This window comes from Microbacterium sp. H37-C3, assembly GCF_027157935.1.
Lineage (GTDB): Bacteria > Actinomycetota > Actinomycetes > Actinomycetales > Microbacteriaceae > Microbacterium > Microbacterium plantarum.
The window spans coordinates 18,029-31,719 of sequence record NZ_JAPVLR010000003.1 but is presented as its reverse complement, the minus strand read 5'-3'; the positions used below and the strand labels follow the sequence as shown (position 1 = coordinate 31,719).

At 69.3% G+C, this 13,691-nt stretch carries 14 protein-coding genes; 6 read left to right on the top strand and 8 right to left on the bottom strand.

Annotation, left to right across the window (positions count from 1 at the left end; translation table 11 throughout):
• Positions 1 to 38: 38 nt before the first annotated feature.
• The 3 genes from O1W71_RS09175 to O1W71_RS09165 all read right to left on the bottom strand — a co-directional run bounded on the left by O1W71_RS09175 (position 39) and on the right by O1W71_RS09165 (position 2,948).
• A complete protein-coding gene (locus tag O1W71_RS09175) occupies positions 39 to 326 on the bottom strand; it encodes a WXG100 family type VII secretion target (protein WP_269267574.1) in 288 nt (95 codons plus the stop codon).
• Between the two features lie 131 nt (positions 327 to 457).
• The gene (locus tag O1W71_RS09170) at positions 458 to 2,113 is read right to left on the bottom strand and encodes a sensor histidine kinase (RefSeq protein ID WP_442924315.1); all 1,656 of its coding nucleotides are present in this window, start codon (positions 2,111 to 2,113) and stop codon (positions 458 to 460) included.
• A gap of 142 nt (positions 2,114 to 2,255) precedes the next feature.
• A complete protein-coding gene (locus O1W71_RS09165) occupies positions 2,256 to 2,948 on the bottom strand; it encodes a response regulator transcription factor (RefSeq protein ID WP_023954791.1) in 693 nt (230 codons plus the stop codon).
• Between the two features lie 88 nt (positions 2,949 to 3,036).
• Here O1W71_RS09165 and O1W71_RS09160 point away from each other — a divergent pair, with 88 nt between their 5' ends.
• On the top strand, positions 3,037 to 4,041 hold the full coding sequence (locus O1W71_RS09160; RefSeq protein WP_269267573.1) for a CPBP family intramembrane glutamic endopeptidase: 1,005 nt from the start codon (positions 3,037 to 3,039) through the stop codon (positions 4,039 to 4,041).
• Between the two features lie 24 nt (positions 4,042 to 4,065).
• Here the strand turns inward: O1W71_RS09160 and O1W71_RS09155 are convergent, their stop codons facing one another.
• The 3 genes from O1W71_RS09155 to O1W71_RS09145 are packed head-to-tail and all read right to left on the bottom strand — an operon-like array spanning position 4,066 to position 7,774.
• The gene (locus tag O1W71_RS09155) at positions 4,066 to 5,709 is read right to left on the bottom strand and encodes a DNA repair helicase XPB (protein WP_269267572.1); all 1,644 of its coding nucleotides are present in this window, start codon (positions 5,707 to 5,709) and stop codon (positions 4,066 to 4,068) included.
• Between the two features lie 60 nt (positions 5,710 to 5,769).
• Complete coding sequence (locus O1W71_RS09150; RefSeq protein WP_269267571.1) at positions 5,770 to 7,497, bottom strand: helicase-associated domain-containing protein; 1,728 nt, start codon at positions 7,495 to 7,497, stop codon at positions 5,770 to 5,772.
• 1 nt (position 7,498) lies between these two features.
• Complete coding sequence (locus O1W71_RS09145) at positions 7,499 to 7,774, bottom strand: multidrug ABC transporter ATPase (RefSeq protein ID WP_269267569.1); 276 nt, start codon at positions 7,772 to 7,774, stop codon at positions 7,499 to 7,501.
• Between the two features lie 112 nt (positions 7,775 to 7,886).
• Between O1W71_RS09145 and O1W71_RS09140 the strand changes: the two genes are divergently transcribed.
• Positions 7,887 to 8,270: a cold-shock protein gene (locus tag O1W71_RS09140; protein ID WP_023954781.1), complete on the top strand. Its 384-nt coding sequence runs from the start codon at positions 7,887 to 7,889 to the stop codon at positions 8,268 to 8,270.
• Positions 8,254 to 8,985 (top strand): DUF3027 domain-containing protein, encoded by a 732-nt coding sequence (locus O1W71_RS09135; protein WP_269267567.1) that lies wholly within the window; start codon positions 8,254 to 8,256, stop codon positions 8,983 to 8,985. Before O1W71_RS09140 ends, O1W71_RS09135 begins: the two co-directional genes overlap by 17 nt.
• 75 nt (positions 8,986 to 9,060) lie before the next feature.
• On the opposite strand, the gene serC is transcribed toward O1W71_RS09135, so the two are convergent.
• Complete coding sequence (serC, locus tag O1W71_RS09130) at positions 9,061 to 10,173, bottom strand: phosphoserine transaminase (protein WP_114588337.1); 1,113 nt, start codon at positions 10,171 to 10,173, stop codon at positions 9,061 to 9,063.
• 124 nt (positions 10,174 to 10,297) lie between these two features.
• Between serC and O1W71_RS09125 the strand changes: the two genes are divergently transcribed.
• From O1W71_RS09125 to O1W71_RS09115, 3 genes are all read left to right on the top strand, one after another.
• On the top strand, positions 10,298 to 10,996 hold the full coding sequence (locus O1W71_RS09125) for a metal-dependent transcriptional regulator (RefSeq protein WP_094259799.1): 699 nt from the start codon (positions 10,298 to 10,300) through the stop codon (positions 10,994 to 10,996).
• 242 nt (positions 10,997 to 11,238) lie between these two features.
• The gene (locus O1W71_RS09120; RefSeq protein WP_112617091.1) at positions 11,239 to 12,144 is read left to right on the top strand and encodes a M23 family metallopeptidase; all 906 of its coding nucleotides are present in this window, start codon (positions 11,239 to 11,241) and stop codon (positions 12,142 to 12,144) included.
• A gap of 313 nt (positions 12,145 to 12,457) precedes the next feature.
• The gene (locus tag O1W71_RS09115) at positions 12,458 to 12,955 is read left to right on the top strand and encodes an HNH endonuclease (RefSeq protein WP_114588335.1); all 498 of its coding nucleotides are present in this window, start codon (positions 12,458 to 12,460) and stop codon (positions 12,953 to 12,955) included.
• Positions 12,956 to 12,971: 16 nt separating this feature from the next.
• On the opposite strand, the gene O1W71_RS09110 is transcribed toward O1W71_RS09115, so the two are convergent.
• A complete protein-coding gene (locus O1W71_RS09110) occupies positions 12,972 to 13,616 on the bottom strand; it encodes a TetR/AcrR family transcriptional regulator (protein ID WP_269267565.1) in 645 nt (214 codons plus the stop codon).
• Between the last annotated feature and the right edge of the window lie 75 nt (positions 13,617 to 13,691).

Here is a 13,691-nt window from a genome sequence, read left to right as displayed (position 1 = left end):
CTCCTTCGGGAGGGGCCGTTCTGCGTTTCGGGGGAGCTTCAGCGGAACAGCCCCGCGGCCGCGGCTTCGGCCTGCAGGTACTGCTGGCCGGCGGCATCCAGTGCCGATCCGATGTCGCCGAGCGCCGCCTCCACCTCGCGCTGCGCCGCGCGCCACCTCTCGACGACGGCCTGGAAAGCGAGAGCGGCGCTGCCGGTCCACGATCCCTGCAGTTGTGTCAGTTGCGCCATCATCGCGCCGGTGTCGCTCTCGATGCGTCCCGAGGTGGCACGGATGGCGGCGGTGGCGCTCGCCACGGCGTCGCTGTCGATCGAAAAGGTGGCCATGTCGCTCCTTGCGTCGTGTGCGGTGGATGCCGACACGCTAGGTCGCCGCCGACACGCTGCGCTCGCCCGCGGAAGCGATCGGGGAGAGACCGGCACCCGATGCGGCGGGGGAGAAGCCGCCGCGACTCCGCTCAGCGCTCGTCGCGCAGACGCGGCAGCGGTTGGGTCTCGATCCAGAGATGCTCGGCGGCCTCGCGGCGATCGGCCAAGGGGAATGCGACCCGGAACGTGGCGCCGCCGCCCGGCGTGGCCTGGACGTCGATCGAACCGTGCAGCGCCTCCACGATCGAGGCGACGATGGACAGGCCGAGGCCCGAGCCGCCGGTCTCGCGCGTGCGCGACGTGTCGGCCCGCCAGAACCGCTGGAAGATCTTTTCGCGCAGGGGTTCGGGGATGCCTTCGCCGTGATCGATCACCGAGATCCATCCCATGCGGGCGTCGCGGTCCAGGCCCACGGCGATCTCGATCGGGGTGCCCTCCGGGCTGTAGCGCCGCGCGTTGCCGATGAGGTTGGCGACGACCTGGCGGATGCGGTTCTCGTCGCCGAGGACGACCGGTACGAGAGGCGGCTCGCTCGGCTGCAGCAGCGGCTTCGTGTCGGCGGTCGCGCCGGGCGACGTGCTCGCGGACGCGGCATCCGTCTTCCGGGACGCCGTGCCGGAGTCTCCCGAACGAGCGCCCCGCTCGTCCTTCGGTCGCCGCCGCAGGCGGGAGAGCGTCTGGCCGGTGCGGTTGCGGGCACCGCCGGAACGCTTCGTCGTCGTGCCGGTCCCCGTGTTCGTCGGCAGCTCCACCGTGAGCGTCTCATCGGAGTACTCGATCACCGAGACATGGCGCTCGGGCGCCGCCGCTCGCGTGTCGAGCGCGGCGTCACGGGCGATGGGACGCAGGTCGACCGGCGCGATGACCAGGTCGCGGCGTTCGTCGAGGCGCGCGAGCGCCAGGAGGTCTTCGACGAGGCCGCTCATCCGAACGGCCTCCTTCTCGATCCGCTCCATCGACTGCGCGGTGTGCTCGGCGTCGGTGATCGCGCCCATGCGGTACAGCTCCGCGTATCCGCGGACCGTCACGAGCGGCGTGCGCAGCTCGTGGCTGGCGTCGCCGATGAACCGCCGCATCTGCTGGACCGTGGCGTCGCGCTGGGCCAGGGCGGTGTCGATACGGTCGAGCATCGCGTTGATGGCGATCTTCAGCCGGCCGACCTCGGTACCGGGGGAGATGTCGCCCATGCGCTGGCTCAGATCGCCCGCCGCGATCGTCATCGCGGTCTCCTCGACCTGGCTGAGGCTGCGGAAGGTGAGGGTCACGAGCCAGCGGGTGCCGAGAGCGCCGGCCACGAGGATGAGGGCGGCGATCACGGTGTAGATGCTGATGAAGTTCGCGACGGTCTGTGTCACCGAGGTGAGCGGCAGCGCGACGAGTTGCGTATAGCTCTCACGCGACCCCTCGGGCTGGAGGACATCGACACTCGCGTGGAAGGTGCCGGTTCCCTGACGGGCGGCGAGCTCGAAAGGCTCGGTGCCCTTGACGACCGTGCGGTCGAGGGGGAACGAGGCGGGCAGATCGGGGCGGACCGACTCGGGTCCGCCCGCGACCGACAGCAGCTCGCCCTCGGCGCTGTAGATCGCGACGACGAAGGTGGTCGGCGCCGGTGACTCCTTCGCCTCGAAGAGCGCGATGCCGTCTTCGACGGTGACATCCATCACCGTGCTCGCCAGGTCGGTCGGGGCCAGCGAACGGAGGCTGCCGTCGAGCGCTGCGACTTGGGCGTTCCGGAGGAAGATCATCGTGCCGACGCCCGCGGCGATCAGACCCATCGCGAGCAACGTGACGATGACCCCGGTCACCTTCGTGCGCAGGCTGATGCCGCGCCACCATCGGGTGACGCCGTCGTTCGCGGAATCGCTCAGGCGTCTGCGCTCCCGCGGATCAGGCCGACTTGTCGGCCTTGAGCATGTATCCGAAGCCGCGCTTGGTCTGGATCAGCGGCTCGGACGAGTGCGGATCGATCTTGCGCCGCAGGTACGAGATGTAGCTCTCGACGATGCCGGCGTCGCCGTTGAAGTCGTACTCCCAGACGTGATCGAGGATCTGGGCCTTGCTGAGCACCCGGTTCGGGTTGAGCATCAGGTAGCGCAGCAGCTTGAACTCGGTGGGGGACAGATCGATCGAGACATCGCCGACCTGGACGTCGTGGGTGTCCTGGTCCATCGTCAGCTCGCCGGCCCGGATGATCGACTCCTCGTCGGCCTGCATCGTGCGACGCAGGATCGCCTGGATGCGCGCGACGATCTCGTCGAGGCTGAACGGCTTGGTGACGTAGTCGTCGCCGCCGGCGTTGAGCCCCTCGATCTTGTCCTCGGTCTCGTCCTTGGCGGTGAGGAAGAGGATCGGCGCGGTGTAGCCCGCGCCCCGCAGGCGCTTGGTGACGCTGAAGCCGTTCATGTCGGGCAGCATCACGTCGAGCACGATCAGGTCGGGCTCCTCCTCGAGCACGGCCGAGATCGTCTGCGCGCCGTTGCCCACGGCGCGGACCTGGTAGCCGGCGAACTTCAGCCCGGTGATCAGCAGGTCACGGATGTTCGGTTCGTCGTCCACGACGAGAATGCGCGGTGCTGTCATAGGCCCATACTGGCACCGGATCCCATCGGTTTGCTGGATATCGCGCCGCGAGGGGTCGACCTGGTAGGGGGCGCGAGAGGATGGAGGCATGCCGCGTCCGATCGATTCCGACCGTCTCGCATTCCATCGGCTCGTCTTCGCACGTCGTCGTTCGGGGTGGTGGACCCCGCTCGCGGTGGGCGCCGTCGGCATCGTCTTCTATCTCGCCATGCTGCTCGTCGTCGCGCTCGCGGCGCTTCTCGTCGCGCTGTCGAGCGACGACGCGGCTCGGGCGCTGAACCGCGTGCTCGAGACCTCCGACTCCCTGGATGTCACGAACCCGCTGTCGCTGCTGGTCGGCCTCGGCGCGATCGCGCTGCTGCTGCCCGCGTACCTGCTCGCGTCGCTCCTCATCAACGGACGTCGTCTCGGGTTCGCCTCCGCCGTGTTCGGGCGGCTGCGCTGGCGGTGGCTGATCGTGTGCGTCGGGCTCGCCGCGGCCATGGCGGTCGTCGTCGCGATCGTCACCTCGCTGCTCCCGGCCGAGCAGGGCGGAGCGTCGCTCACGCCCCCGGCGGGCGCCACGCTGTGGCTGAGTCTGCTCGTGGTCATCCTCGTGGTGCCGGTCCAGGCCGCCGCAGAGGAGTACATCTTCCGTGGCTACCTGATGCAGTCGATCGGGCGGTGGCTGCGGCATCCGCTGTTCGCCATCCTGCTGCCGGTGCCCCTGTTCGTCATCGGACACCTCTACGACCCGGTCGGTCAGGCAGCCGTCGCGCTCTTCGCGATCGCCGCGGGCTGGCTCACGTGGCGCACCGGCGGACTCGAGGCCGCGATCGCGGTGCACATCGTCAACAACCTGCTGGCCTTCGTGACCGGGATCGTGGCGGGAACCGACCCGGCGGCGGCGGATGTCGGCTGGGTCAGCTTCGCGACGTCGGTGCTGCTGCTCGGGGGCTACTGTCTCGCCGTCGAGTACGTGCTGCGGCGGCGACCGATCGCGCGCACGTACGGGCTGCCGCGAACCCAGCTGCCGCCGCCGATCCCCATGCCGACGCCGACGGCGACCGTGCCGCTTCCCGGCGAGCCGACGCCCGAGCTCACCAAGCCCTGACACGCGCCCCGCACGTCGACCGGCTCAGGCGGCTTCGAGCTTCTCGGCGTCGAGGATCGTGTAGCTGTACCCCTGCTCGGCGAGAAAGCGCTGCCGGTTCTGCGCGAAGTCCTGGTCGACGGTGTCGCGCGCGATGAGCGTGTAGAAGCTCGCGGTGTGACCGTTGGACTTCGGACGCAGCAGACGCCCGAGTCGCTGCGCCTCCTCCTGGCGCGAGCCGAACGATCCCGAGACCTGAATGGCGACGGAGGCGTCGGGGAGGTCGATCGAGAAGTTCGCGACCTTCGACACGATCAGCACCGGGATCTCGCCCGTTCGGAACGCCTCGTACAGCTCCTCGCGCTCGTCGACGGGCGTCGAACCCGTGATCTTCGGCGCTCCCAGCGCGTCGGACAGCACATCGATCTGATCGAGGTACTGGCCGATCACGAGGATCTGCTCGCCTGTGTGCTTCGCGACGAGGTCGCGAACGACCCCGATCTTCGCGTGCGCGGTGGCAGCCAGGCGGTACCGCTCGTCATCGGCCGAGGCCGCGTACTCGAGGCGGTCGGATGCCGGGAGGTCGACGCGCACCTCGTAGCAGACGGCGGGGGAGATGAAGCCCTGTGCCTCGATCTCCTTCCACGGCGCGTCGAAGCGCTTGGGGCCGATGAGGCTGAACACGTCGCCTTCGCGGCCGTCCTCCCGGACGAGGGTCGCGGTGAGGCCGAGCCGGCGTCGCGCCTGCAGGTCGGCGGTGAGCTTGAACACGGGGGCGGGCAGCAGGTGCACCTCGTCGTACACGACGAGACCCCAGTCGAGCGCGTCGAGGAGCGCGAGGTGGGCGTATTCGCCTTTCCGCTTCGCGGTGAGGATCTGGTAGGTCGCGATCGTGACCGGCTTGACCTCCTTCGACTGACCGGAGTACTCGCCGATCTCCTCCGGGGTCAGGCTCGTGCGCTTGAGCAGCTCGTTGCGCCACTGCCGCGCGCTGACGGTGTTGGTCACGAGGATGAGCGTGGTCGTCTTCGTGTCGGCCATCGCTGCGGCTCCGACGAGCGTCTTACCGGCCCCGCAGGGGAGTACGACGACGCCTGAGCCGCCCTCGGTGAAGATGTCGACCGCCTTGCGCTGGTAGGGGCGCAGGTTCCAGCCGTCCTCGTGCAGCTCGATCTCATGCGGTGTGCCGGGGGTGAAGCCGGCGAGGTCTTCGGCGGGCCAGCCGATCTTCAGCAGCTCCTGCTTGATCTGGCCGCGGGCCCAGGCGTCGATGACATACGTGTCGGGCGTGGGGTTGCCCAGGAGCAGCGGCTGGATGCGCTTGTTGCGCGTGACCTCCGAGAGAACGGCCGCGTCGCTCGAGCGCAGGATCAGGGTGCCCTCGTCGTCGCGCTCGATGACCAGGCGTCCGTAGCGCGTGACCGTCTCGCGGATGTCGGTCGACACCGACGGCGGCACGGGGAAGCGCGACCAGCGGTCGAGTGTGGCCAGCATGTCTTCGGCATCGTGCCCCGCGGCGCGTGCGTTCCACAGTCCCAGGCGCGTGATGCGATAGGTGTGGATGTGCTCGGGCGCCCGCTCGAGCTCGGCGAAGATCGCCAGTTCGTGCCGCGCGTCCTCCGCGCTCGGGTGGGCGACTTCCAGCAGCACGGTGCGGTCGCTCTGGACGATCAGGGGGCCATCAGCCATAACGAGCAATCGTACCGGTGCTCAGCCCACGTCGGCCTGTACGGAGAGTGCCTGCGATGCTCAGGTCAGCCGGGCGGAGACGATGCTCGACACCGGCAGAGTGCGTTCGACATCCGAGGCGCGGTCGCGCCCACGCAGCCGGCCGCCGCCCAGCCCCGTCGCTTCGAGCACGAAGTCACGCGTCGAGCCGTCCGGCAGACGCACGCTCACCTCGATCACCGCGCGTGCCTTGACCGCCTGCTCGAGCTCGCGCCCCAGCCACGCGGCATCCGCGTCGTCGGAGGAATGGGCTCGACGCATTCGCTCGATGAGAGGCAAGAAGCGGGTGTCGTCGGTGCCCGCCGGTGCGTCGTCCGCCGATGCGGCCAGCTTGGCGCGGTCGAGGATCCGTACCTCTCCGTTCTCGTCGACCGCGGCGACGGGGTAGCGAGCGTCGCTCAGCATCCAGAAGACGGCGTCGACCGAGCTGCGGCTGACGAGCCGGTCGCCATCGCGCACGAGCCCGAGCGGACGCAGTGCCTGATCGACGGCGAGCGTGTCGAGGGCACCCTGGTCGGATGCGGTGACCTGCGTTCGACCGGTGGGGTCGGAGCCCACGCGCAGTCGGCCGTGGCGGCCGGCCGCCCGTTCGAGCTCGTACGCCAGCGGCTGCGGCAGGCCGGTCAGCGAGATCGCGGTGAGGAACTCGGCGAGGGATGCCGGATCCTCTCCGGCCGCGAGCGCCGCTCCGATCGATTCGGCCGAGAACCGGTAGGTCGACGCCTGCGCGCGCGACTCGCGCCGCGCCGCCCGGCGCAGCCGCGCATCGATCGCGGGCTCGAGCGGCCCGGGCGCGATCGCCGTGAGGTCGTTCTGGAGGAAGATGCGGTCGACCTCGCCGGGCAGGTGCTCCTGCAGCGTCGTCCGGTCGACGTCGCCTCCGTTCGCGAGCGCCGTCGCCCAGGCTGCCGGGCGCCCCGATGCGTCGATGATCGCCCACAGCCGCCACTGCGCCGTCAGGCGGTCGGCGCGGGCGTACCACTGCGGGTCGAGCGGATAGGCGAGGTGCCACTGCGCCGGCGGCTGCCATCCGCCGCCCGCCGTCCGCAGAGCCGCCGGGAGCGCGTCGCGCAGGCGGCCGGCGGTGTCGGCCCAGCGATCGGCGGAGCCACGGAGCAACCAGGCGGTTCCCTCGGTCGTCACCCGCCACTCGCGGTCGACCGGACCGAGGAGCCCGGCGTCGAGACCGATCCCGATCACGAGGTCGGCTGTCTCGGCATCCGCCACCGCTCCTGCTTCGATCAGCCGGCGGCGGTCGGCGGCACCCAGGGTTCCCGCACCGGTGCGTCCGAGGGGCGAGGGCTGCGTCAGCGACAGGACATCGGCGAGTGATGAGAGCGCGGTGAAGGCGCGTTCGGCCAGCTGCGCATCATCCTCCGGCGAGCCCCTCGTGATGGAACGGCCGGGGGCCTCGGGGCGGGGGACATCGCGCCACGCCGCAGCGGCACCGGCGTAGGGCATCCCGCCAGGAGAGACGAGCCCGAGATGCAGCAGGGCGTCGCGTGCCGTACCGGGCGGAACCGCATCGCCGGAGGCGACCGCGTCGTCCATGGCCTCGACGAGCGGCCGGGAGAGAAGCGGAGCGGCCTTGGCCACCGCCGCGGGATCGAGCAGGGCCTCGGCGGCGTCGAAGAAATCGGCCCAGGCGACGTCGGGCGAGACGCGTCGTCGACGGAGCAGGTCCGTCAGGACGTCGTCGTCGACCGTGGCGAGCCAGCTCGCGAGGGCACGGGCGTCGACGGGAGACACGTCACCGGCCCTTGTTGGCCCGGCTCCGTCGGATGAAGGTCATGATCAGCACCGTCAGCAGCAGGGCGAACGCGACGGGCGGCGCGATCCACACGATGGCGCTGACCGTGGGCCACGCTCCGGTGCCGAAGTCTGCCTGCTCCATGCCGGTCGCGGTGCCGATGATGATCGCGAAGAAACAGACGATCGCCAGAATCAGCAGCCCCAGCGACATGAACGCGAGGATGCGGTCGATACGGCGGACCGGAAGGTCGTCGCCCGTGCTGCGCGTGCTCATCCGCATCAGCGTAGCGGTTCGCAGTGGTGCCGTAGGCTGGTTACCGGGGCTGACACGGCCCCGGCATTCGGTTCTGCCCGCGAAACGCGGTCCGTGACAGCGAGGTACGCACATGCCCACCGGCAAGGTCAGGTTCTACGACGACGAGAAGGGGTTCGGCTTCATCTCCTCCGATGACGGCCAGGACGTCTTCCTGCACGCCACGGCACTCCCGGCGGGCACCGAGTCGCTCAAGCCCGGCACGCGCCTCGAGTTCGGTGTCGCTGATGGCAAGCGCGGTCTGCAGGCGCTGGCCGTCCGCGTGCTCGAGGCTCCCGTGAGCCTGAGCAAGCGCAACCGCAAGCCCGCGGACGACATGGCGATCATCGTCGAGGACCTCGTGAAGCTCCTCGACGGCATCGGCGCCGATCTCCGTCGCGGTCGCTACCCCAGCTCGGGTCACGGCAAGAAGATCGCCGCGGTGCTGCGCAAGGTCGCCGATGACCTCGACGCCTGAGCCCGCCGACACGTCGGCGACGGACGAGGTCGAAGTCATCCAGCCGGCGTCCGGCGAGGCCGCAGCGACCCAAGATGCCGTAGCGTCCGAGCCGGTTGCGGTCGACGAGCGTCTGCTCGCCGCTCACGATCTCGCCCTGGCTGCGCTCGCCGAGATCACGCCCCCGTCGACCGTCGGCGATCCCGTCGACTACGTCGTCGAGGCCGCAGGCGTCGTATCCCTGCGCTTCGCCAACCGTCTGGCCGGCTACCCCGGGTGGCTGTGGACGGTCAGCGTCGCCGTGGTCGAAGACGCCGAGCCGACGGTGCTCGAGGTCGAGCTGCTCCCGGCCGTCGGAGCGCTGCTCGCTCCCGAGTGGGTTCCGTGGGCCGTGCGGCTCGCGGATTACCAGGCCGCTCAGGCCGCCGCGGACGAGGACGATGACAGCGACGACGACGCGGACGATCTCGACGACGACGCGGCGGATCTCGATGACGACGCGGACGACCTCGACGACGACGCGGACGAAGACGACTTCGCGGACGGCAGCACGGCGGTCACCCACGCGGGCGACGTCGACGGGGTCGACATCGACGCGCTCGATTCCGGCGCTGCCGATGACGACGAAGACGACTCGGATGACGAGTTCGACGACGATGATGACGACTCGGACGAGGACGATGATTCGGACGAGAACGACGACTCCGACCATGACGAATCGCCCTGGGAGCGCTGACCGCTCGAACGGGAACGACAGAAGGGATGCCGCGCGGTGCGGCATCCCTTCTGTCGTCTCAGCGGCGTTACGCGCTCAGAGACGGTCGATCGTGTAGTCGATGCACTTGATCAGCTGGCGCACGTCGTCGGGCTCGATCGAGACGAACGTCGCGATGCGCAGCTGGTTGCGGCCCAGCTTGCGGTACGGCTCGGTGTCGACGATGCCGTTGCCGCGCAGGCTCTTGGCGACGGCAGCGGCATCGACGGTGTCGTCGAAGTCGATCGTCACCACGACGGGGGAGCGGTCGGCGGGATCGGCGACGAACGGCGTCGCGTGCTCGGACGCCTCGGCCCAGTCGTACAGCGCCGAAGAGGACTCTGCGGTGCGGTCAGCCGCCCACTGCAGGCCGCCGTTGCTGTGGATCCACTCGAGCTGCTTGTCGAGCAGATAGAGCGTCGCGACGGCGGGCGTGTTCAGTGTCTGGTTGAGTCGCGAGTTGTCGAGCGCGTTCTTCAGGCTCAGGAACTCGGGGATGTAGCGGCCCGACGCGGCGACCCGCTCGATCCGCTCGATCGCGGCGGGGGAGACCGCGGCGAACCAGATGCCGCCATCCGAGCCGAGGTTCTTCTGCGGGGCGAAGTAGTAGACGTCGCACTGCGAGACCGAGAAGTCGATTCCGCCCGCCGCGCTCGTGGCATCGATGACGGTCAGCGCGCCTTCGTCGCCGACGACGCGGCGCACGGGGGCGGCGACACCGGTCGACGTCTCGTTGTGGGGCCAGGCGTACACGTCGACGCCCTCCACAGCCTCGGCCGAGATGCTCGAGCCGGGCTCCGCCTTGCGGATGTCGGGAGCCTGGAGCCAGGGCGCGGATGCGGCCGCGCCGAACTTGCCGCCGAACTCGCCGAAGACGAGGTTCTGGCTGCGGTTCTCGATGAGGCCGAATGCCGCGGCATCCCAGAACGCGGTCGATCCGCCGTTGCCGAGGATGATCTCGTATCCGTTGGGCAGCCGCAGCAGATCGGACAGGCCGGAGCGGACCTGGCCGACGAGGCTCTTCACCGGCGATTGGCGGTGCGACGTGCCGAGCAGGATCGAGCCGGGACCCGACAGGGCGGCGACCTGCTCGGGGCGGATCTTGGCGGGACCGCAGCCGAAGCGGCCGTCGCGGGGAAGGATGTCTCGGGGCAGGGTGACGTGCGCCATGAGCCGATTCTAGGGGCGGCGTCCGGGCCCGCCGTGCCATGAGCAGGAGGTAAGGGCAGCCTCGCATGTCCTCACCAGCGGATAGGCTGGGATCCTCCCGACCACGCGCACGACAAGGGCTGTGATGACCGATCTCATCGACACGACAGAGATGTATCTGCGTACCATCCTCGAACTCGAGGAAGAGGCGATCGTCCCCCTGCGTGCACGCATCTCCGAGCGCCTCGGGCACTCCGGCCCCACCGTCTCGCAGACGGTCGGCCGCATGGAGCGCGACGGACTCGTCGTCGTGTCGGAAGACCGCTCGCTCGAGCTGACCGACAGCGGCCGGCAGAAGGCGGTCGACGTCATGCGCAAGCACCGTCTCGCCGAGCGCCTGCTCAGTGATGTCATCGGACTCGACTGGGCCTATGTCCACGAAGAGGCCTGCCGCTGGGAGCACGTGATGAGCGAGCTCGTCGAGCGTCGCCTCATCGAGCTGCTCGGTCACCCCACGGAATCGCCCTACGGCAACCCGATCCCCGGTCTCGACCAGCTCGGTGATGTGCCTGCGCGCACCTTCGACGACGGAGTGGTGGGCCTCGTGCGTCTGCTGAACGAGACCGGCGGGCCGATCGAGGGCACCGTGCGACGGCTCGCCGAGCCGGCCCAGGTCGACCCCGAACTGCTGCAGCAGCTGCGGGCAGCGGGCGTCGTCCCCGGCCGCGACGGCACGTTCCAGTTCTCGGAGGGGTACGTCCTCGTTCAGATGGACGGTGTCGACGAGGGGCTCGAGCTGCCCGTCGAGGTCGCGTCGCACATCTTCCTCACGCGTCGCGACTGAGTCCGCGAGCGTTTGGCCACCGGACCTGAGCGTCCGGTGGGGAAGGGAACGACAGCGTGACTTATTCGTTACCTTCCGGTAGCCTCGAGAAGTCTTCAGGCGAGAAGCCCGCCCGAGACCGCTGCATGGATTGCCTCTTCGGCTCGTCGTCCACGCGGTGACACCCGAATGTCGCGTGGACCTACACGCGCAGTGTCGACGAGCCAGCGCAGACCATCGCGCAGAGGCGCCGGAGGACTGATTTGGCTGAACACAACGATTCGTCGGTAGACGTACCCGAGGTCGACGCGACGAATCCCGAACGCTCTGGTCGCGCCCTGCGTGGCCGCCGCTTCCCGATGGCGAAGAAGCAGAAGCGGGACGTCGCGACCATCGAGAACCGCGCTTCCCGCCGGAGCCGTCGCCGGGTCCACCCCGTTCGCAGCACCTTCACCGTCGCTGCCGTGGTCGGCCTTGTCGCCACCGTCGCCATCCCGGCCTTCGCCGCCGTGCGCGGTACGTCGGCCGACGCGATGACGCTGCAGCAGGTCGCCGCCAACAACGCGCAGTCGATCGTCGTCGCGTCCGAGGTCGGACCCGCGTCTCTCGACCGCAGTGGCTTCACGGCGACCACGCCCGAAGAGATCAAGAAGAAGAAGGACGAGGAGGCCGCCGCCAAGGCAGCCGCCGAGGCCCTCGCGAACCGCATCTCCGCGAGCAGCTCGACCGCCTCGTCGTCGACGTCGTACAGCCAGTCGATCCCGCTCGTCGCGCCGGGTTCCGGTCTCGTGCGTCGTCCGCTGATGTCGTTCAACAACTTCGGCACCCCGTACGCAGGTCACCGCGGCACCGACTACATGGCCGACCGTGGCACGCCGATCTACTCGGTCGCCGACGGCACGGTCGTCGCCTCGAGCGAGAGCGGTCCGGGCTGGGGCGTGTACGTCAAGGTCGCGCACAACATCAACGGCACGAACGTCACGAGCCTCTACGCGCACATGGACTGGGGCACCCGCGCGGTGCAGGTCGGCGACACCGTCTCGGCGGGACAGCTGCTCGGCCAGGTCGGCGATACGGGCCGCGCGTTCGGAACGCACCTGCATCTCGAGATCGTGGTCGACGGTGCGTACATGAACGCCGAGTCGTGGCTCGTCGCGAACGCGGGCTGACGACACGCATCATCCGTTCATCTCCCGTCGACCTTCCTGGGTCAAGGGTGTATTACCCTGAACGCGACGCTCGCGCACGCCGAGGGGGAGCCGATGGGACCAGTACCGGGCATTCGAACCGTGAATGCGATCGGTCGCTACGTCCTGCGGCATCGTGTGCACCACTGCGGCCTCGGCCGTGAATCAAGGCGCTGTCTTCATGACAGCGCCTTTTTTCGTGCTCGCACCCTCGCGGGGCCTGCCCGCACGGCTCGCGCGACGTCGGTCATCGAACATCCGCTGAAGCCGTCAGGGCAGTTCGTGAGGACAGGAAATGCGCACTCTGGTACTGAACGCCGGGTATGAGCCACTCGCTGTGGTGTCGTTCCGTCGGGCCCTCCTCCTGGTGTTGAACGACAAGGCGACGATCGTCGAGCACGTCGTCCACGATCCCGTTCTCGGGATCGATGGAACGTACGAACGCCCGGCCGTGATCGTCCTGACCCGGTACGTCCGTATCCCGAATGCGCGCCGCGTGCCGGTGACGCGGCGTGGCGTGCTCCGCCGCGACGCGCACCGATGCGCCTATTGCGGGAAAGCGGCGTCGACGATCGACCACGTGATGCCGCGTTCGCGCGGGGGCAGCAACTCGTGGGAGAACCTCGTCGCCTGCTGCCTGCGGTGCAACAACCTCAAGAGCGACCACACTCCGCAGGAGATGGGGTGGGAGCTGCGATGGCTGCCGAAGCCCCCGCGAGGCCCGCAGTGGGCCGTACGGGGCACGGAGCGATCCGACCCGCGCTGGGAGCCGTACCTGAGTCTCGCCGCCTGATCGCCGCGGTGCGCGCCTACCGCGCTCTCGGGCCGTAAGCGCGCAGGAATGCGCCGGCGCCATCGGTCATGATCTGTCGGACCCGCTCGGCGTCCGTCCGGCGGCGAGCGGGCTCGTTGAGAACCCGGAGCGTCGTGAGCGCGTGGAAATGCTCGGCGGCGAGTCCCGGGTCGTCGAGGTCGAGCAGACCCTCGGTCGCGAAGTGAGCGAAGCGCTCGGCGAGAACGTCGGCGTGCGCTCGGTCCAGCGGGTGGTCCTCGAGTTCGGGCAGGAGCGACTCGTTCTCCGAGATCAGCTTGACAGCGGCTGCGTAGTTCGTCGACGTGGCGAGGAACCCCCCGAGTTCGGCGGCGAACGCGATCACAGCCTGGTGCAATCCATCGCGGCCGTCGATCGCGACGGTGTCCGGCAGGTGCGTCTCGGCCAGCTCTCGGAGGGTGTTCACGGCCGTCTCGCCCGCGCTCTCGACCACTCCGAGCAGCAGCCGCCGTTTATCGCCGTAGTAGTCGTAGACGGTGCGCTTGGAGACACCCGCGCGCGCCGAAACGGCATCCATACTCGATCGCTCGACGCCCACCTCGACGAAGAGCTCTCGCGCCGCCGTGAGTATCGCGGAGCGCTTCTGCTCCTGGCCCTGCCTAACCGGCCTCGCATCGCTCATCGTCATCCTTTGCTCTTCCCGAACTCTACACCGACCAGTGCAGCAAAGCTACACGGTACGGTGTAGTGTACCTGC